19 protein-coding genes are annotated in these 18,370 nt (G+C 72.0%); 9 read left to right on the top strand and 10 right to left on the bottom strand.

Annotation, left to right across the window (positions count from 1 at the left end):
* Positions 1–72 precede the first annotated feature (72 nt).
* From whiA to P0Y31_RS06075, 6 genes are all read left to right on the top strand, one after another.
* A complete protein-coding gene (gene whiA, locus P0Y31_RS06050; RefSeq protein ID WP_275867367.1) occupies positions 73–1,053 on the top strand; it encodes a DNA-binding protein WhiA in 981 nt (326 codons plus the stop codon).
* A 212-nt stretch (positions 1,054–1,265) separates the two neighbouring features.
* Positions 1,266–2,270 (top strand): type I glyceraldehyde-3-phosphate dehydrogenase, encoded by a 1,005-nt coding sequence (gene gap / locus P0Y31_RS06055; protein WP_275867370.1) that lies wholly within the window; start codon positions 1,266–1,268, stop codon positions 2,268–2,270.
* A gap of 17 nt (positions 2,271–2,287) precedes the next feature.
* A complete protein-coding gene (locus tag P0Y31_RS06060; RefSeq protein WP_275867372.1) occupies positions 2,288–3,490 on the top strand; it encodes a phosphoglycerate kinase in 1,203 nt (400 codons plus the stop codon).
* A gap of 119 nt (positions 3,491–3,609) precedes the next feature.
* Positions 3,610–4,416, top strand: a complete 807-nt coding sequence (gene tpiA / locus P0Y31_RS06065) for a triose-phosphate isomerase (protein ID WP_275867375.1) — start codon at positions 3,610–3,612, stop codon at positions 4,414–4,416.
* A 157-nt stretch (positions 4,417–4,573) separates the two neighbouring features.
* The gene (secG, locus tag P0Y31_RS06070) at positions 4,574–4,819 is read left to right on the top strand and encodes a preprotein translocase subunit SecG (RefSeq protein WP_275807895.1); all 246 of its coding nucleotides are present in this window, start codon (positions 4,574–4,576) and stop codon (positions 4,817–4,819) included.
* Positions 4,820–4,861: 42 nt separating this feature from the next.
* On the top strand, positions 4,862–5,212 hold the full coding sequence (locus P0Y31_RS06075; protein WP_275807892.1) for an RNA polymerase-binding protein RbpA: 351 nt from the start codon (positions 4,862–4,864) through the stop codon (positions 5,210–5,212).
* A 101-nt stretch (positions 5,213–5,313) separates the two neighbouring features.
* Here the strand turns inward: P0Y31_RS06075 and pgl are convergent, their stop codons facing one another.
* Genes pgl through tkt form a run of 6 tightly spaced genes read right to left on the bottom strand, consistent with a single transcriptional unit; the run spans position 5,314 to position 13,773 of the window.
* Entirely contained in the window at positions 5,314–6,093 is a 780-nt protein-coding gene (pgl, locus tag P0Y31_RS06080; RefSeq protein WP_275867377.1) for a 6-phosphogluconolactonase, read from the bottom strand.
* Complete coding sequence (opcA, locus tag P0Y31_RS06085; RefSeq protein ID WP_275867380.1) at positions 6,090–7,307, bottom strand: glucose-6-phosphate dehydrogenase assembly protein OpcA; 1,218 nt, start codon at positions 7,305–7,307, stop codon at positions 6,090–6,092. Before opcA ends, pgl begins: the two co-directional genes overlap by 4 nt.
* Positions 7,304–8,845, bottom strand: a complete 1,542-nt coding sequence (zwf, locus tag P0Y31_RS06090) for a glucose-6-phosphate dehydrogenase (protein WP_275867383.1) — start codon at positions 8,843–8,845, stop codon at positions 7,304–7,306. The genes opcA and zwf overlap by 4 nt, the downstream gene beginning before the upstream one ends.
* A 9-nt stretch (positions 8,846–8,854) precedes the next feature.
* Positions 8,855–10,495 (bottom strand): glucose-6-phosphate isomerase, encoded by a 1,641-nt coding sequence (locus P0Y31_RS06095; protein WP_275867386.1) that lies wholly within the window; start codon positions 10,493–10,495, stop codon positions 8,855–8,857.
* The gene (gene tal, locus P0Y31_RS06100; protein WP_275867389.1) at positions 10,492–11,607 is read right to left on the bottom strand and encodes a transaldolase; all 1,116 of its coding nucleotides are present in this window, start codon (positions 11,605–11,607) and stop codon (positions 10,492–10,494) included. The genes P0Y31_RS06095 and tal overlap by 4 nt, the downstream gene beginning before the upstream one ends.
* Positions 11,608–11,610: 3 nt before the next feature.
* Positions 11,611–13,773: a transketolase gene (gene tkt / locus P0Y31_RS06105; protein WP_275867392.1), complete on the bottom strand. Its 2,163-nt coding sequence runs from the start codon at positions 13,771–13,773 to the stop codon at positions 11,611–11,613.
* Positions 13,774–13,993: 220 nt separating this feature from the next.
* On the opposite strand from tkt, the gene P0Y31_RS06110 reads away from it, so the two are divergent.
* Positions 13,994–14,923 (top strand): heme o synthase, encoded by a 930-nt coding sequence (locus P0Y31_RS06110; protein ID WP_275868878.1) that lies wholly within the window; start codon positions 13,994–13,996, stop codon positions 14,921–14,923.
* Between the two features lie 58 nt (positions 14,924–14,981).
* Here the strand turns inward: P0Y31_RS06110 and P0Y31_RS06115 are convergent, their stop codons facing one another.
* The 4 genes from P0Y31_RS06115 to P0Y31_RS06130 form a co-directional block, all read right to left on the bottom strand.
* Complete coding sequence (locus tag P0Y31_RS06115; protein ID WP_275807873.1) at positions 14,982–15,161, bottom strand: hypothetical protein; 180 nt, start codon at positions 15,159–15,161, stop codon at positions 14,982–14,984.
* Between the two features lie 4 nt (positions 15,162–15,165).
* Complete coding sequence (locus P0Y31_RS06120) at positions 15,166–16,092, bottom strand: COX15/CtaA family protein (protein ID WP_275867395.1); 927 nt, start codon at positions 16,090–16,092, stop codon at positions 15,166–15,168.
* Between the two features lie 94 nt (positions 16,093–16,186).
* On the bottom strand, positions 16,187–16,948 hold the full coding sequence (locus P0Y31_RS06125; protein ID WP_275867397.1) for an ABC transporter permease: 762 nt from the start codon (positions 16,946–16,948) through the stop codon (positions 16,187–16,189).
* The gene (locus P0Y31_RS06130) at positions 16,945–17,655 is read right to left on the bottom strand and encodes an ABC transporter ATP-binding protein (protein ID WP_275867400.1); all 711 of its coding nucleotides are present in this window, start codon (positions 17,653–17,655) and stop codon (positions 16,945–16,947) included. The genes P0Y31_RS06125 and P0Y31_RS06130 overlap by 4 nt, the downstream gene beginning before the upstream one ends.
* Before the next feature lie 180 nt (positions 17,656–17,835).
* On the opposite strand from P0Y31_RS06130, the gene P0Y31_RS06135 reads away from it, so the two are divergent.
* Positions 17,836–18,003 carry a hypothetical protein gene (locus tag P0Y31_RS06135; RefSeq protein WP_275807861.1) on the top strand — a complete coding sequence of 56 codons (168 nt, stop codon included), beginning with the start codon at positions 17,836–17,838 and terminating at the stop codon, positions 18,001–18,003.
* A gap of 196 nt (positions 18,004–18,199) precedes the next feature.
* Positions 18,200–18,367, top strand: coding sequence for a hypothetical protein (locus P0Y31_RS06140; RefSeq protein WP_275867402.1), 168 nt, complete (start codon positions 18,200–18,202; stop codon positions 18,365–18,367).
* Positions 18,368–18,370: the final 3 nt, after the last annotated feature.

The following is an 18,370-nucleotide window of genomic DNA, read 5'->3' on the forward strand; positions in this document are numbered from 1 at the left end:
GGTCGGTCACGGGGAGCACGGCAGCGGATGCGGGGGAACGGACGTAGTGGACAAGGGTGACAGGATGACGCCATGGCGATGACCGCGAAGGTGAAGGACGAGCTGAGCAGGCTCGAGGTGACCAAGCCGTGCTGCCGCAAGGCGGAGGTCGCATCCACCCTGCGTTTCGCGGGCGGCCTGCACATCGTGGGCGGCAGGATCGTCGTCGAGGCCGAGCTCGACACGGCGAACGCCGCGCGCCGGCTGCGCCGCGACGTCACCGACCTCTACGGGCACTCCACCGAGGTGCTCGTGATGGCTGCCGGTGGCCTGCGCAAGACCAGCCGCTACGTCGTGCGGGTGGTGCAGGACGGCGAGGCACTGGCCCGCCAGACCGGGCTCATCGACGTGCGCGGACGACCGGTGCGGGGCCTGCCGCCCAAGGTCGTGAGCGCGGCGGCGTGCGACGCCGAGGCCGCCTGGCGGGGGGCCTTCCTGGCGCACGGCTCGCTGACCGAGCCCGGCCGCTCCTCGGCGCTCGAGGTGACCTGCCCCGGGCCCGAGGCGGCCCTGGCCCTCGTCGGTGCCGCCCGCCGGCTCGGCATCCAGGCCAAGGCCCGTGAGGTGCGCGGTGTCGACCGGGTCGTCATCCGCGACGGCGATGCCATCGGCGCGATGCTGACGCGGCTCGGGGCGCACGACGCGGTCCTCGCGTGGGAGGAGCGCCGGATGCGCCGCGAGGTGCGGGCGACGGCGAACCGGCTCGCCAACTTCGACGACGCCAACCTGCGCCGTTCCGCCCGGGCCGCGGTGGCCGCGGGCGCGCGGGTGCAGCGGGCGCTCGAGATCCTCGGCGACGAGGTGCCCGACCACCTGCGCGAGGCCGGGTCGCTGCGCCTGGAGCACAAGCAGGCCAGCCTCGAGGAGCTCGGGCAGCTGGCCCAGCCCCCGATGACCAAGGACGCCGTCGCGGGCCGTATCCGCCGGCTCCTGGCGATGGCCGACAAGCGGGCGCAGGACCTCGGCATCCCGGGTACGGATGCCAACCTCACGGCCGACATGCTGGACGCCTGACCTCCGCGTTTCCCTGCCCCTATCGGGTGACCCGACAAAGGTGCGGCAGGGTCGGGTGGGACGCCTGTCCTGACCTCTGGTGCCGAAGGTCCCGACTACCCGCTCGTACCGCGGACCCGGTGTCCCCGGCCCTGCGGCATCCAATAGGGTCGGAGCTGACCCGCTGCCGTACGACATCGCGGCACACCGTCCATTCGGAAGGCTGAGGAACAGTGACTGTTCGCGTAGGGATCAATGGCTTTGGCCGCATCGGCCGCAACTTCTTCCGGGCCGTGCAGGCGTCGGGTGCCGACATCGAGATCGTGGCGGTGAACGACCTCACCGACAACGCGACCCTGGCGCACCTGCTCAAGTACGACTCGATCCTCGGCCGCCTCGACGGCGACGTGACCTCCACCGAGACCGAGATCTCCGTGAACGGCAAGTCGTTCAAGGCCTTCGCCGAGCGGGACCCCAGCAACCTCAAGTGGGGCGACCTGGGCGCCGACGTCGTCATCGAGTCGACCGGCTTCTTCACCGACGCCACCAAGGCCAAGGTGCACGTCGACAACGGCGCCAAGAAGGTCATCATCTCCGCGCCCGCGAAGAACGAGGACGTCACCGTCGTCATGGGCGTCAACGACAACGCCTACGACGCGGAGAAGCACACGATCATCTCCAACGCGTCGTGCACGACGAACTGCCTGGCGCCGATGGCCAAGGTCCTTCACGACGAGTTCGGCATCGTCAAGGGCCTGATGACCACCATCCACGCCTACACGGGCGACCAGAACCTGCACGACGGCCCGCACAAGGACCTGCGCCGCGCCCGCGCCGCAGCCCTCAACATCGTGCCGACCTCCACCGGTGCCGCCAAGGCGATCGGCCTGGTCATGCCGGAGCTCAAGGGCAAGCTCGACGGCTACGCCCTGCGCGTGCCGACCCCGACCGGATCCGCCACCGACCTCACCTTCGAGGCCGGTCGCGAGACCACCGTCGAGGAGGTCAACGCCGCGGTGAAGGCCGCCGCCGAGGGCCCGCTGAAGGGCATCCTCGTCTACACCGAGGACCCGATCGTCTCCAAGGACATCGAGACCGACCCGGCCTCGTGCATCTTCGACGCCGGCCTCACCAAGGTCATCGGCAACCAGGTCAAGGTCGTCGGCTGGTACGACAACGAGTGGGGCTACTCCAACCGCCTCATCGACCTGACGCTGCTCGTCGGCCAGTCCCTCTGAAGCGGGACGCGGCGAGCGTGAAGACGATCGCTGACCTGGGCGACCTCCGCGGCAGGCGGGTGCTCGTCCGGTCCGACCTCAACGTGCCGCTCGACGGCCAGACCATCACCGACGACGGCCGCATCCGCGCGTCGGCGCCGACCATCCAGACCCTCTGCGAGGCGGGCGCACGCGTCATCGTGTGCGCGCACCTCGGCCGCCCGAATGGTGCCCCCGAGCCGAAGTACTCGCTCGCCCCGGTGGCGAAGCGGCTCGGCGAGGTGCTCGGTCGCGAGGTCCGGTTCGCCGAGGACACCGTGGGCGACTCTGCCAAGGCGGCCGTCGAGGCGGCCGGTGACGGCGACGTCGTGCTGCTGGAGAACCTGCGCTTCAACGCGGGGGAGACGTCCAAGGACGAGGCCGAGCGCGGCGCCTTCGCCGACGAGCTCGCCTCTCTCGCAGACGTCTTCGTCTCCGACGGCTTCGGCGTCGTCCACCGCAAGCAGGCCTCCGTCTACGACGTCGCGCGGCGCCTGCCGCACGCCGTGGGTGGTCTGGTGGAGACCGAGGTGGGGGTGTTGCAGCGCCTCACCAAGGACCCGGAGCGTCCGTATGCCGTGGTGCTGGGTGGCGCGAAGGTGTCCGACAAGCTCGGTGTCATCGACAACCTGCTGCAGACCGCTGACCGCCTCCTGATCGGTGGCGGCATGGTGTTCACCTTCCTCAAGGCCCAGGGCTACGAGGTGGGCAAGAGCCTGCTCGAGGCCGACCAGGTCGAGGTGGTCAAGGGCTACCTCGACCAGGCCCACGAGCGGGGCGTCGAGATCGTCCTGCCGGTCGACATCGTCGCGGCCACCGAGTTCTCGGCCGACGCCGACCCGCAGGTGGTGCCCGCCGGCGCCATCCCCGCCGACCGGATGGGCCTGGACATCGGACCGGAGTCCGGGTTCCTGTTCGCCGAGAAGCTCAAGCACTGCAGGACGGTGTTCTGGAACGGCCCGATGGGCGCGTTCGAGATGGAGCCGTATGCCGAGGGCACGGCGGCCGTGGCGGAGGCCCTCGTCGAGCTGACCCGGAAGGGAGCCCTCACCGTGGTGGGCGGCGGCGACTCGGCTGCCGCGGTGCGCCAGCTCGGCTTCGACGACGACCAGTTCGGCCACATCTCGACCGGTGGCGGCGCCAGCCTCGAGTACCTCGAGGGCAAGGAGCTGCCCGGACTGACAGTCCTCGACGAGGACTGAGCCGCCGCAACTGGACCAGCACCGGTGGGCCGGGCCGCGCACGGCCCGGCCCACCGGCACACCGACCGCGCGAGCGCGGCACGCACACGGCTGCCGCACCCACACCGACAAGGAGTCCCATGGCTGCCACCCCGGCAGGACGCACGCCCCTGATGGCGGGCAACTGGAAGATGAACCTCGACCACCTGCAGGCCACGCACCTGGTGCAGAAGCTGGACTGGACCCTGCGGGACGGCAAGCACGACTTCGCTGTCGTCGAGGTGGCCGTGCTGCCGCCGTTCACGGACCTGCGCAGCGTGCAGACGCTCATCGACGGTGACCGGCTGCAGCTCAAGCACGGGGCGCAGGACCTGAGCATGCACGACAGCGGCGCCTACACCGGCGAGGTGTCTGGCGCGTTCCTCGCCAAGCTCGGCTGCACCTACGTCGTCGTCGGCCACAGCGAGCGGCGCGAGTACCACCACGAGACCGACGAGGTCGTGAACGCCAAGCTCAAGGCGGCGTACCGGCACGGGCTCACCCCGATCTTCTGCGTCGGCGAGGGGCTCGAGGTGCGGCAGGCCGGTGAGCACGTGGCCCACGTGCTGGCGCAGGTCGAGGCCGGCCTGAAGGACGTCACCGCCGAGCAGGCCAGGACGATGGTCGTCGCCTACGAGCCGGTGTGGGCGATCGGCACCGGCGAGGTCGCCACGCCGCAGGACGCCCAAGAGGTGTGTGCGGCCATCCGCACCAAGCTCGCCGAGCTGTACTCCGGCGACCTGGCCGACGGCGTGCGGGTGCTGTACGGCGGTTCGGTCAAGGCCGCCAACGTCGCGGCGATCATGGCCGAGGAGGACGTGGACGGCGCCCTCGTCGGCGGTGCGTCGATCGTCGCGGAGGAGTTCGCCTCGATCTGCCGCTACCGCGACCACATGAAGACCTCCTGAGCCGAGCGGGTGCGGGCTCCGGTGCGCTGACGTCGCTGCCCGGGCGCCCGGCGCGCCGGTGCCCGACGTTCGGCCGCTCGGGAGTGAGCAGGTATTCTGACCCGTGCTGCACTTCGTGGTGCGGCGAGACACAGACGTCGACGGACAAGGGAAACGCGTGGAAGCCGTAAAGATTGGCCTGCAGGTGCTGCTGGTCATTGGGGGCCTGTTCCTGACCCTCCTGATCCTCCTGCACAAGGGCAAGGGCGGCGGCCTGTCGGACATGTTCGGTGGCGGCATGTCGACCTCGCTGGGCTCCTCCTCCGTGGCCGAGCGCAACCTCGACCGCTTCACGGTGGCCGTGGCGGTCGTGTGGTTCGCCTGCATCGTGGGCCTCGGGCTCATCGAGCGCTTCTCCGCCTGACGTGACGCTGACTGAACTGAACGCTGAAAGGCACAACTGACCATGGCAGGTGGCAACGCAATCCGCGGCAGCCGAGTCGGCGCCGGACCCATGGGGGAGGCCGAGCGCGGCGACGCCGCTCCTCGCGTCTTCGTCTCGTACTGGTGCGCCAACGGCCACCAGACCCGCCCGAGCTTCGCCGAGGAGCCGGGTCTGAGCATCCCTGAGACGTGGGACTGCCCGCGCTGCGGCTTCCCCGCGGGCCAGGACGAGGCGAACCCGCCGGCCCCGCCGCGGGTCGAGCCCTACAAGACCCACCTGGCCTACGTGAAGGAGCGCCGGTCCGACGCCGACGGCAAGGCCATCCTCGAGGAGGCCCTGGCCACGCTGCGCGAGCGCAAGCTCATCCAGTAGCACCCGGGACGCACTCCGACGAGACCCACCGCACGGCCCCGGATACGGGGCCACCGCGGTGGGTTTCGTTTCGTGAGGGGACGGGAGCGCCGGAGGGAACGTCAGGGGGAGCTGATCCGCACCAGCGCCCGTGGCACATGGGTGGCCGCGGCCCGGTCGATGAGCCACGTGGTGGACCGGGTGCCGCTCACCCCAGCAGCCGGCGCCTGGCGCGGGCCCGCCCCGGAGAGCGCCAGGCCCACCGCCTTCGCCTTGTCGTCACCCGAGACGAGGAACCACACGTCGCGCGCCGCGCAGAGGGCGCGGAAGGTCAACGAGATCCGCGTGGGCGGAGGCTTCGGCGAGCCGTGCACCGCGACAGCCGTCGCCTCCTCGTCGTGCAGCGCCGGGTGTTCTGGGAAGAGCGAGGCGACGTGCGCGTCCGGCCCCACACCCAGCATGACCACGTCGAAGCGGGGCACGTCCTCACCGAGCTCCGCCTCGGAGGCCAGCTCGGCGGCATACCGTCGCGCCGCGTCCTCGACGCGAGCCCCCTCGGGGCCGTCGGACGCGGGCATCGCATGGACCCGCGCGGGCTCGAGCCCGACCTCGTCGAGCAGCGCAGCGCGCGCCTGGGTCTCGTTGCGCTCGGGGTCGCCGGCGGGCAGGTAGCGCTCGTCACCCCACCAGAGGTTCACGCGGGACCAGTCGATCGCGTCGCACGCTGGGCTCGCCCCGAGCGAGGCGAGGATCGCCGAGCCCATCGAGCCGCCGGTGAGCACGATGTCGGCCTCGCCGCGCGATGCCTGGGCGTCGACGATGGCCGTCACCAGCCGGGCAGCCGCCGCATCGGCGAGCACCTGCTTGTCGCGGTGGACGACGACCAGGGGCGGGCGGCTCACGACGCCGCCCCCGCCGTGCTGTCTGTGCCGCTGCCGGGATCGGCGCCGGCACCGGACTCGTCGCCGTGTGCGCCGTCGGGGTCGCTGCCCGCCTTCACCCTGGCCAGCTTGCGGGCCGCAGCCTTCTTGACGGTGGCGGTGTCAGCGCTCGCCTCCGGCTCGGGCGCCGCCTCCACCATGGCGCTGCGGCTCTCGATGCGGGCCCCGCGGCGCAGCCGGCGCAGGGTGCGCTCGGCCTCGACCACCGAGGGTGCCTCGCCGTCGGCCACCGCCTCGCTGGCGGTCTTGCCCTTGGAGGGGGCGGCCAGCCGGGGCATGCCCCGGGTCATGACCTCCTGGTAGACCTCGTCCGGGTCGAGCCTGCGCAGCTCGTCGGCCAAGCACTCGGCGTCGCTGCGGTGCGGCAGCGAGATGGTGCGGTCCGGCTGCCCGGGCTGGATCAACGTCGCCGTGTCGCCCTCGGGCCGCACGAGGTCGATGTTGCCGGCGCGGCGCTCGAGCCGGACGCTGACGATGCCGGTGCCCGCTCGGGACCGGGTGCGCCGGACCGGGCACTTGAGGTACTGCGCGAGCCATGCCGCGAGCAGGTCGGCCGACGGGGAGTCCGAGCCGCCGGTCACCGTGGCGGAGAGCACCGGCTCGTAGGGTGGCTGGTCGAGGGCGGCGGCGAGCAGGCCGCGCCACAGCGTGATCCGGGTCCAGGCCAGGTCGGTGTCACCCGGCGCGTAGGTCTCGGCCCGGTGCTTCATCTCGGCCCGGGGGTTCTTGGCCTCGGCGGCGTCGGTGATGCGGCGCTGGGCCATCGCCCCGATGGAGTCCTCCGAGATCCGTCGAGGGGCCGCGGTGGGCCACCACGCGACCACGGGGGAGTCGGGCAGCAGGAGCGGGATCACCACGCTGCGTCCGTGGCGCGTCAGCGGGCCGTAGAGGCGCAGGACCACGACCTCGCTCGCCCCCGCGTCGCCGCCGACCCGGATCTGGGCGTCGAGGCGTGAGGCGCCCCGCTTGTTCCCGGTCACCACGGCGATGATGCGGCACGGGTGCTGGTGGCTCGCGTCGTTGGCGACCTGGATGGCCTCCTCGGCGTGCCGCTCGTCGACGACCAGCACGAGCGTCAGCACCCGGCTCAGGGCCATCGCGCCGACGTCCTGGCGCAGCCGCACCAGTTTCTTGCTGATCTCCTTGGTCGTGGTGCTGGGCAGGTCGACGATCACGGCATCCTCCAGACACGGCCGTCGCGGCGCATCATCTCGTCGGCGCACTCGGGGCCCCAGCCGCCGGCGGGGTAGGGGTCGGGGCGTCCCTGCCTGGCCCAGAAGCGCTCGACCGGGTCGAGGATCTTCCAGGACAGCTCGACCTCCTCGTGCCGCGGGAACAGCGGCGGGTCACCGAGAAGCACGTCGAGGATGAGCCGCTCGTAGGCCTCGGGGCTGGACTCGGTGAAGGCCCGGCCGTAGCCGAAGTCCATGGAGACGTCGCGCACCTCCATCTGCGCCCCGGGCACCTTGGCGCCAAACCGCATGGTGATGCCCTCGTCGGGCTGCACGCGGATGACGATGGCGTTCTGGCCGAGCTCCTCCGTCGCGGTCTGGGCGAAGGGCAGGTGCGGCGCCCGCTTGAACACCACGGCGATCTCGGTGACCCGCTTGCCGAGCCGCTTGCCGGTGCGCAGGTAGAAGGGGACCCCCGCCCACCGGCGGCTGTCGATCTCGAGCTTCAGCGCGGCATACGTCTCGGTCGTGGAGTCGGCCTTGATGCCGTCCTCGTCGAGGTAGCCGATGACCTGCTCCCCGCCCTGCCAGCCGGCCGCGTACTGGCCGCGGGCCGTGGCCTTGGACAGGTCCTCGGGCAGGCGCACCGCCGAGAGCACCTTCTCCTTCTCGGCGCGCAGGTGCTCGGCGTCGAACGACACCGGCTCCTCCATGGCGGTGAGCGCGAGCAGCTGCAGGAGGTGGTTCTGGATGACGTCGCGGGCGGCGCCGATGCCGTCGTAGTAGCCGGCCCGACCCGCGATGCCGATGTCCTCGGCCATCGTGATCTGCACGTGGTCGACGTAGTTGGCGTTCCAGACCGGCTCGAACAGCTGGTTGGCGAAGCGCAGCGCCAGCAGGTTCTGCACCGTCTCCTTGCCGAGGTAGTGGTCGATGCGGAACACCGAGTCCGGCGGGAAGACGCCCTCGACGATGTCGTTGAGCTCGCGGGCGCTCTTCAGGTCGTGGCCGAACGGCTTCTCGATCACGACCCGCCGCCAGCTCCCGTCGCTGGACTTGGTCAGCCCGCAGCGCTCGAGCTGCTCGCAGACCGTGGAGAAGAACGCGGGCGGGATGGAGAGGTAGAACGCCTGGTTGCCGCCGGTGCCGCGTTCGGCCTCGAGCGAGTGGACGGTCTCGGCCAGCAGGTCGAACGCCGCCGGGTCGTCGAACACACCCGGCACGAAACGGAACCCCTCGGAGAGGTTGCGCCAGACGTCCTCGCGGAACGGCGTGCGTGCGTGCTGCTTGACCGCCTCGTAGACGACCTTGCCGAAGTCCTGGTCGGCCCAGTCGCGTCGGGCGAAGCCGACCAGCGAGAAGCCCGGCGGCAGCAGGCCGCGGTTGGCCAGGTCGTAGACCGCCGGCATCAGCTTCTTGCGCGCGAGGTCGCCCGTGACGCCGAACAGCACCAGGCCGCAGGGGCCGGCGATGCGGGGGAGGCGCTTGTCGCGGGGGTCGCGGAGGGGGTTGTGGCCCTGGGTCACCCGGGCTGGAGTCATGCAGTGCCCTTACGTCAGCGTGTGGCGTGTGAGTGCGGCGACGACCTGTCGGAGGCCGGCGTCGTGGTCGGTCAGGTGCAGGCGGAGCACCGGGCGGCCGATCTCGGCCAGCACCTGCGCGTCACCGGCTGCCTGGGCGGCGATGAACTCGCCGAAGGTGAAGTCGCGGCCGGGGACCTCGAGGTCCTCGCGCGGCTCCGCCGTGACCTGGAGGTAGACGCCGATGTCCGGACCTCCCTTGTGGAACTGGCCTGTCGAGTGGAGGAAGCGGGGTCCCCACCCGAAGGTGACCGGCCGCCGGACGTGCGCTGCCAGCCGCGGGCGGACGTCCGCCAGCGAGGCGTCGGCCAGCCTGTCGAGGTAGGCCATCACGGCGACGTAGCCGTCGGGACGAAGACGTCGCAGCAGGGCGTCCACGGCCTGCTCGACCGTCGTCGCGTCACCGAGCCAGTCGCCGCCGAGGGCGCGGACCTCCACGGCGCCGTCGGTGAACGCCGGTGGCTGCACCTGGCCGCCGCTGTCCTCGAGCAGGCCGCGGGCGGCCTTCTTGGCGCTCTCGACGTCAGGCTGGTCGAAGGGGTTGATGCCGAGGAGCCTCCCCGCGACGGCGGTGGCGGCCTCCCAGAGCAGCAGCTGGGCGCCGAGCGAGCCCGTGACCTCGATGTCGGAGCGGCCGGGCTGGACGAGCTCGTCCGGGCTGTCGGCGTCCTCGGCGTCGCCCTTGAGGCGCAGGACGGTGACGTCGTCCGGAGGCCACTCGACCTCGTACTCCTCCTCCTCGGCGACCACCACGGGCAGGATGCCGGTGCCCCGCTTGCCGGTGCTCTCGGCGATGAGCTGCTCGGCCCAGTCGGGCAGGCCGACGATGCCGGAGCCGTCGTCGACCAGCACGAGCTTGTCGCGCAGCGGGCTGGTGCCGCCCATGGCCGCACCGAGCCGCAGGGCCGGGTTCCCCTCGTCATCGGCGCCGAGCACGTCGGAGACGGCCTCGGCGTCGTCGAGGATCGCCTCGACATCGGCACCGGCGAGACCGGAGGGCACCAGCCCGAAGGCGGTCAGGGCGGAGTAGCGCCCGCCCACGTTCGGGTCGGCGTTGACCACGCGGTAGCCGGCGTCGCGGGACTCCCGGTCCAGGGGGCTGCCGGGGTCGGTGACCACGACGATGCGGGCGGTGGGGTCGATGCCGGCCTCGGTGAAGGCCGCCTGGAAGGCACGGCGCTGAGAGTCGGTCTCGACCGTGGACCCGGACTTGCTGGAGACCACGACGACGGTGCGCTCGAGGTCGACCAGCGCCGAGCGGACCATGTCGGGGTCCGAGGAGTCGAGCACCACGAGCGGCACCCCCGCCGTGGCGCAGATGACCTCGGGCGCGAGCGACGAGCCGCCCATGCCGCACAGCACGACGCGGTCGACGCCCTCGCCGCGGAAGTGCTCGCGCAGGGCGGCCACCTCGCCCACGAGGGGGCGGGACGAGCGGGGCAGGCCCACCCAGGAGAGCCGGACGGACGCCTCGGCCTGGGCCTCGGGTCCCCACAGCGTGGCGTCCTGGGCGAAGAGACGGCTCGCGAAGCGCTCGGCGACGAGCTCCGGCACCCGGGCGGCGATCGCATCGGCCGCGGGGCCGGAGGCGACGACGCCGACGGCGCTCACGCGCTCAGCCTGTCGAGCTCGGACCGCACGCCCTTGAGCAGCTCCTCCCACGACGCCTCGAACTTGTCCACGCCCTCCTTCTCGAGCTGGGCGGTGACGTCGGCGTAGGAGATGCCGAGCCGCTCGAGCGCGTCGAGGATCTCGGCCGCCTGCGCGTAGGAGCCGGTGACCGTGTCGCCCCGGATGTCGCCGTGGTCGATCACGGCGTCCAGCGTCTTCTCCGGCATGGTGTTGACGGTGTTCGGCGCGACCAGCTCGGTCACGTAGAGCGTGTCGGAGTAGTCGGGGTTCTTGACGCCGGTGGAGGCCCACAGGGGACGCTGCACGTGCGCGCCGTCGTCGGCGAGGTTCTGCCAGCGCGGCGTGGAGAAGACCTCCTCGAACGCCTGGTAGGCCAGCTGCGCGTTGGCGACACCGGCCCGGCCCCGCAGGGAGAGCGCCTCCTCGCTGCCGATGGCCTCGAGCCGCTTGTCGACCTCGGTGTCGACGCGGGAGACGAAGAACGAGGCGACCGAGTCGATCTCGTGCAGGTCGCGACCGGCCTCGCGGGCCTGCTCGAGGCCGGTGAGGAAGGCGTTCATGACGCCGCGGTAGCGGTCGAGGGAGAAGATCAGCGTCACGTTGACGCTGATGCCCTCCGAGAGGACCTGCGAGATCGCCGGCAGGCCCTCCACGGTGGCGGGGATCTTGATGAAGACGTTGGGCCGGTCGACCGTCGCCCACAGGGTGCGGGCGGCCTCGACGGTCGCCGCCGTGTCGTGGGCCAACCGCGGGTCGACCTCGATGGAGACCCGGCCGTCGACGCCCTCGGTGGCGTCGTAGACGGGACGCATGATGTCGCAGGCGTTGCGGACGTCCTCGGTCGTCAGGACGAAGACGGTGTCGTCGACCGTGTTGCCCTCGGCGGCGAGCTTGGCCACCTGCTCGTCGTAGGCGTCACCCTCGGCGAGCGCCAGCTGGAAGATCGAGGGGTTGGTCGTCACGCCGACGACGCCCTTGGTGTCGATGAGCTCCTGCAGGTTGCCGCTCTGGATGCGCTGGCGGGAGAGGTCGTCGAGCCAGACGGAGACGCCGTTGTCGGCGAGGGCCCTCAGGGCTGGGTTGTCGGTCATGCGTCAGTTTCCCTTCGCGGTCTTGATGGACCTCTTGGCGGCCGCGACGACCGCCGCGGTGGTGAAGCCGAACTCCTTGAACAGCGTGGCGAAGTCGGCCGAGGCGCCGTAGTGGTCGATGCCGATGACCTCACCGGCGTCACCGACCAGCTCGCGCCAGCCCTGCGGCACACCGGCCTCCACGCTCACGCGGGCGCGCACGGCGCGGGGCAGGACCTTCTCGCGGTAGGCCGCGCTCTGCTCGTCGAACCACTCGCGGCACGGCATGGAGACCACACGGGTGCCAACACCCTGCTTCTCCAGCGTCTTCCGCGCCTCGACCGCCAGCTGCACCTCCGAGCCGGTGGCGATGAGGATCACGTCGGGGGTCCCGGTGGACGCCTCGGCCATGATGTAGCCGCCCTTGGCCACGTTGCGCGCCTTGGCGTACTCCTTGCGGTCGTAGACCGGCACGGCCTGGCGGGTCAGCGCGAGGGCCGCGGGGCGGTCGCGCTTCCCCAGCAGCGCCAACCAGGCGGCGGCGGTCTCGTTGGCGTCCGCGGGACGGATGACGTCGAGGCCGGGGATCGCCCGGAGCGCAGCCAGGTGCTCGATGGGCTGGTGGGTCGGGCCGTCCTCGCCGAGGCCGATCGAGTCGTGGGTCCACACGAACGTCACGGGCAGCTGCTGGATCGCGGCGAGGCGGACGGCGGGACGCATGTAGTCGGAGAACACGAGGAACGTGCCGCCGTACGGACGGGTGAGGCCCTCGAGCGCGATGCCGTTGAGGATCATGCCCATCCCGTGCTCGCGGACGCCGAAGTGGAGCGTGCGGCCGTAGGGGCCGCCCCTCCACTCGCGGGTCTGCTTGCCGGTCGGGATGAAGGACTCTGCGCCCTCCATGGTGGTGTTGTTCGACTCGGCGAGGTCGGCCGAGCCGCCCCACAGCTCGGGCATGACGTCGGCGATCGCGCCGAGCACCTTGCCCGAGGCGGCACGGGTGGCCAGGCCCTTCTCGTTGTCGGCGGGGAAGACCGGCAGGGCCTTGTCGAGGCCGGCCGGCAGGTCACCAGCCACCAGGCGGTCGAGCAGCTCGGCCCGCTCGGCGTTGGCCTTGCGCCACGCGGCATACGTCTTGTCCCACGCCTTGTGCTCGGCCTTGCCGCGCGCCTTTGCCTTGCGGGTGTGCGTCAGCACGGCGCGGTCGACCTCGAAGGTCTTCTTCGGGTTGAACCCGAGCAGCTCCTTGGTGGCGGCGATCTCGTCGGCGCCGAGGGCGGAGCCGTGCGACTTGCCGGTGTCCTGCTTGGTCGGCGCGGGCCAGGCGATGATCGTGTGCAGGACGACCAGCGTCGGGCGCTTCGAGCGCTTGGACCTCTCGAGCGCGGCGTGGAGCGCGTCGACGTCCTCGACGTAGGTCTCGCCGTTGCCGTCCCTGCGCCAGTCGACGTCGACGACGTCCCAGCCGTAGGCCTCGAAGCGCCTACCCACGTCCTCGGAGAACGAGATGTCGGTGTCGTCCTCGATGGAGATCTGGTTGGCGTCGTAGACGACCGTGAGGTTGCCCAGCTCCTGGTGTCCGGCGAGCGAGCAGGCCTCGTGGGAGACGCCTTCCATGATGTCGCCGTCGGAGGCAAGCACCCAGATGTGGTGGTCGAAGGGGCTCTCACCGGGCTTGGCGTCGGGGTCGAGCAGGCCGCGGTGGCGGCGCTGGGCGAAGGCCATGCCGACGGCCGAGGCGAGGCCGGAGCCGAGTGGGCCGGTGGTGATCTCGACGCCGGGGGTGTGGTGCACCTCGGGGTGGCCCGGGGTGATCGAGCCCCAGGTGCGCAGCGCCTTCAGGTCGTCGAGCTCGACGCCGTAGCCGGCGAGGAAGAGCTGGATGTACTGGGTGAGGCTCGAGTGCCCGCAGGAGAGCACGAACCGGTCGCGCCCGAGCCAGTGCGGGTCGGCGGGGTCGTGGCGCATCACCTGCTGGTAAAGCAGGTAGGCCGCAGGGGCCAGGCTCATGGCCGTGCCCGGGTGGCCGTTGCCGACCTTCTGCACTGCGTCCGCGGCGAGGACCCGCACCGTGTCGACGGCCCGGACGTCGACGTCGGACCACCCGGCCTTGCGTGCGATGGGCTTGGGCAGGGAGGCGTCGCGCCCCCTGACTGCCGCAGACTTGGCGGTGCGTGTGGTGGTCACGGGTACAGGTCTCCTTCGAAGAGGGGCACTGGCAACAGCCCCTGAGCCTAGTGGCGGGCGTGACCTGCGTCGCACGCAGGACCAACCACCGGTCAACCGGGTGGGCGGCGGACGAGCCGTCCGCGGGGCCCCGGGCGTCGCGGGCTAGACTGGCCGGGCTCCCTGACCTACCGCACCACCCGCAAAGGACGCTGTGACCGCTCTCGATCCGTCTGCCCGGATCTCCGCGTCCCCGACCGCAGGGGTGAAGCACGGGTGGAGGCGCACCGTCGGCGCCTACGTCGCGCTGACCAAGCCGCGCATCATCGAGCTGCTCCTGGTCACCACGGTGCCGGTGATGTTCCTGGCCGAGCGCGGCATCCCGTCACTCTGGCTCATCGTGGCCACCCTCGTCGGCGGCTCGTTGAGCGCCGGCGCGGCCAACACGTTCAACTGCGTCTACGACCGCGACATCGACGCGGAGATGCACCGCACCAGCAACCGGCCGATGGTCACCGGCGAGGTCACGCCCCGCAACGGGCTGGTCTTCGGCTCGGTGCTCACCGTGGTCTCGACCCTCTGGTTCGCGTGGCAGGTCAACCTGATCTCGGCCGCGCTCTCGCTCGGCGCGATCCTGATGTATGCCGTGGGCTACACGATGATCCTCAAGCGCCGGACCGCGCAGAACATCGTGTGGGGCGGCGCCGCGGGCTGCATGCCCGTCCTCATCGGGTGGGCCGCGGTCACCGGCACGGTGGGCTGGGAGGCGGTGATCCTCTTCCTGGTCATCTTCTTCTGGACGCCGCCGCACTACTGGCCGCTGTCCATGCGGTTCAAGGACGACTACGCCGCGGCGCACGTGCCGATGCTGCCGGTGGTGGAGCGCTTCACCGTCGTCGCCAAGCAGATCGTCGCGTACTCCTGGGCCATGGTCGCGACGTCGCTGCTGCTCGTGCCGGTCGCCCCGATGGGGTGGATCTACCTCGTCACGGCGCTGGTCTCCGGGGGCCTGTTCATCGCCGAGGCGCACCGCCTGCTGCGGGCGGCGAAGGCGGGGGAGGGACCCAAGGTGCTGCGGCCGATGCGGCTGTTCCACTTCTCGATCAGCTACGTCGCCATCCTCTTCCTCGGCGTCGCGGTCGACCCCCTGCTGTACCTGCCGATCACCTGACGCTTCGGCGAAGGCCACCGGCGCCGCCAGCGCCCAGCGGCAACTGCTCAGCGGCTGCTCAGCGGCCGGTGCAGGTGATGCCGTGGTCGGCCATCTCGCCGGGCAGGGCGACACCGCCCGGGGTCTGTCCGTAGGACGCGCACTCCGGGACGCGGGCGTCCGCCCACACGAGCACGCCGAGGAGGGCAGCCACGAGGGCCACCTTCACCTGGGTCCTGCGGCTCCAGTCCTTCGGCACCGGCTCAGTCTGGCAGGCCGGCGCGCAGTCGCACCACACCCGCCGTGAGGGCGACGACCAGCAGCGACGCCAGGAGCATGTGGGTGAGGACGAGCACCTCGGGCAGGTCGGTGAGGTACTGCACGTAGCCGACGACGCCCTGGGCGAGCGTGACGAGCAGCACCGTGCGCCAGGCGTCTGGGGCGCGGCGGGAGGTGGCCGAGAGCCGGGCGGCGACCCAGACGGCGACCACGAGGCCGATGAAGAGCATCACCGCGTCGGCGTGGAGCCACGAGATCGTGCGCGGGTCGAAGCCGAAGCGGGCGGGCTCGTCGGCGTCGCCGGAGTGCGGTCCGGAGCCGGTCACGACCGTGCCGAGCAGGAGCACGACGCCGGCGACCGCGCAGGCCAGCCAGGCGAGCCGCTCCACGAGCGGGTGCACGGCGAGCGGGCGGGCCCCCGGCGGCTCCTGCGCCCGGAACACGATGAAGGCCGAGGTGGCGACCAGCACCATCGAGACGAGGAAGTGTGCTGCGACCGTGGCGGGGTGCAGGCCGGTGAGCACGGTGACCCCGCCGAGCACCGCCTGGGTGACGACCCCGCCGAGCACGAGCCAGGCGGGCACCATGAGGTCGCGCCGGGCACCGGCCCACCTCCACACGGCATACACGACGAGGATCGCGGCGAGACCGACCGCCCCCGTGAGGGTGCGGTTGCCGAACTCGATGTAGCGGTGGAAGCCCTCCGCCTGCTCCCGGACCGGCACGTAGCTCCCCGGCACGCACTCGGGCCAGGTGGGGCAGCCGAGCCCGCTCCCCGTGAGCCGCACCAGGCCGCCGGTGACCACGATGAGCACCTCGACGACGAGGTTGGCCAGGAGGATGCGCGAGAGCCAGGGCGTGCTGGCGACGCCGCGCGTGGCCGGGGCTGTGGCGGGGGGTGCTGCGGTCACGACACGAGGGTACGCAGCGGCCCAGGCTCGCCTGTGCTCGCCCCGGGACCCGCCGCCCGGGCACGGTGCCACCGGTCTGCGGCAGCGGGTGCGCTCAGTCGCTCCACCGGAAGAACCGGGAGGCGAGCGCGGTCGCAGCCGCCGCCCAGACCACCAGCACCAGCCAGTCACCGAGGGGCACCTGACCGTGGAGGAGGGCGGCACGCAGGCTGTCGCCCAGGGCCGCCGACGGGAGCACCTCGACGAACCGTGCCAGCCCCTCGGGCAACCGGGTGGTCGGGACCACCACGCCGCCGAGCGTCAGCAGCAGCACCCACACGAGGTTGGCCAGCGCCAGCACGCCTTCGGCGCGCACGGTGCCGCCCAGGAGCAGGGCCAGCGCGACGAAGGCCCAGGTGCCCAGGAGCGTCGACACCAGCGCAGCCGGTATGCCGGACCAGCGCGGCTCCCAGCCCAGGGCCAGGCCCAGCCCTCCGATGACCGTGAACTGCACGGCGACCACGCTCAGCACGGCTGCCGCCTTGCCCGCGAGCAGGCCCAGCCGACCCAGGGGACTCGCGCCGAGCAGGCGCAGCACGCCGTACCGGCGGTCGAAGCCGGTGGCGATGGCGACGCCCGTGAACCCGGAGGAGATGACGCACAGCGCGAGCACGCCCGGCACCACCACGTCGACCCGTCGCCCGGCTCCGAGCGGGACGAAGGAGGTGGCCACGAGTCCGGCGAGCACCATGGCCGGCAGCACGATGGCGACGAGCAGCTGCTCGCCGTTGCGCAGCATGGTGAGGGTCTCGAAGCGGGCCTGGGCGGCGATGCGCTGGGGCGCCGGCGCGGCGCGGCCTAGGGTCCCCTGGCTCATCGCGGGCTCCTGCGGGTCAGCTCGAAGTAGACGTTCTCCAGGGACCGCCCGGCCGTGATCTCCTCACGGCTGCCCTCGGCCACGACCCGTCCGTCGGCGACGATCACGATCTCGTCGGCGATGCGCTCGGCCTCCTCGAACGAGTGGGTCGTGAGCACGACGGCCGTGCCCTCGGCGGCGACCGACCGCACGAGGTCCCAGACGTCGAGGCGGGCGTGCGGGTCGAGTCCCGCGCTGGGCTCGTCGAGGAAGACCACGTCGGGGGCGCCGACCAGGGCGGCGGCGAGGGCGACCCGCTGCCGCTGGCCCCCGGAGAGGCGGCGCACCGACGTGCCGGAGAAGCGGTCGATGCCCAGCTGGGCGGCGAGGTCGTCGACCGGTCGCGGCGCGGCATACATGTGGGCGAGGTGGCGCAGCAGCGCCAGCGGGCGTGCGGCGTTGGGCAGGCCGCCGTCCTGCAGCATCACGCCGACCCTGGCCCGGTGCTCGGCCGAGGCGTGCCACGGGTCGGCGCCCAGCACGCGCACGGTGCCGGAGTCCGGGCGGCGCAGGCCCTCGCAGCACTCCACCATGGTCGTCTTGCCCGCGCCGTTGGGACCGAGCACGGCGGTCACCCGTCCGGGCTCGGCCTGCCAGGTGACGCCGTCGAGGGCGGTCACGGACCCGAACTGCTTGCGGAGGTCGGTCACGACGACGGCTGCGGGCACCCGGCGAGTGTAGGTCGCAGGGCTCGTGCGCCGGAGGTCGCCCCGGGAGCGAGCGCCCGAGGTGGGCAGGGGACTCAGGTCACGCCTGAGGTGCCGGCCCCGTTCAAGGGTGTGGGCACTTTCCCCATGTGCCCGGCCACCTCAGGCGCGCAGTGTTGAGGCACCACCGAAGGAGCAACCATGAACCTCATCGCCCACCCCCTCACCGTGGCCGCCGAGCTCAGCTGGAAGCGCGAGAACCTCTCGGGTGCCTCGCTCCGGCCGCAGCGCCGGCAGCGTCGGCTGCAGTGGCCGACCTGGCGCCCCAGCCGCCCCCGCCGCACCAGCGGCACCCTCCGCCCGGCCTGAGGCCAGACCGCCACGGCCGCCCTCAAGCGGCCCCAGCCGGCCTCAGACCGCCTCAGGCGCCGATCTGAGGCGGCCGACCCGCAGAGATAGGGCAGCAGCCCAATGTGGCGACCCACCTCAGACGTGCACAGTCGAGGCATCACCACGAACCACCGACCAGGTCCCGACGACGGGGCCACCGCACAAGGAGCACCCCATGTATGGAGACCCGCTGTTCGTCAACGCCGAGCTCGACTACCGTCGCCAGCTCTTCGCCGCCGGCTCGGGCCGGGTCGGGTCGAGCCGGCGCCACGGCCACCGCTGGGCCGAGCGGCTTCACGTCAGGCTGCACCACCGTCACGCGACGCAGGTGCGGCCCGCCTGACCG

Source organism: Knoellia sp. 3-2P3 (assembly GCF_029223115.1).
Lineage (GTDB): Bacteria > Actinomycetota > Actinomycetes > Actinomycetales > Dermatophilaceae > Pedococcus_A.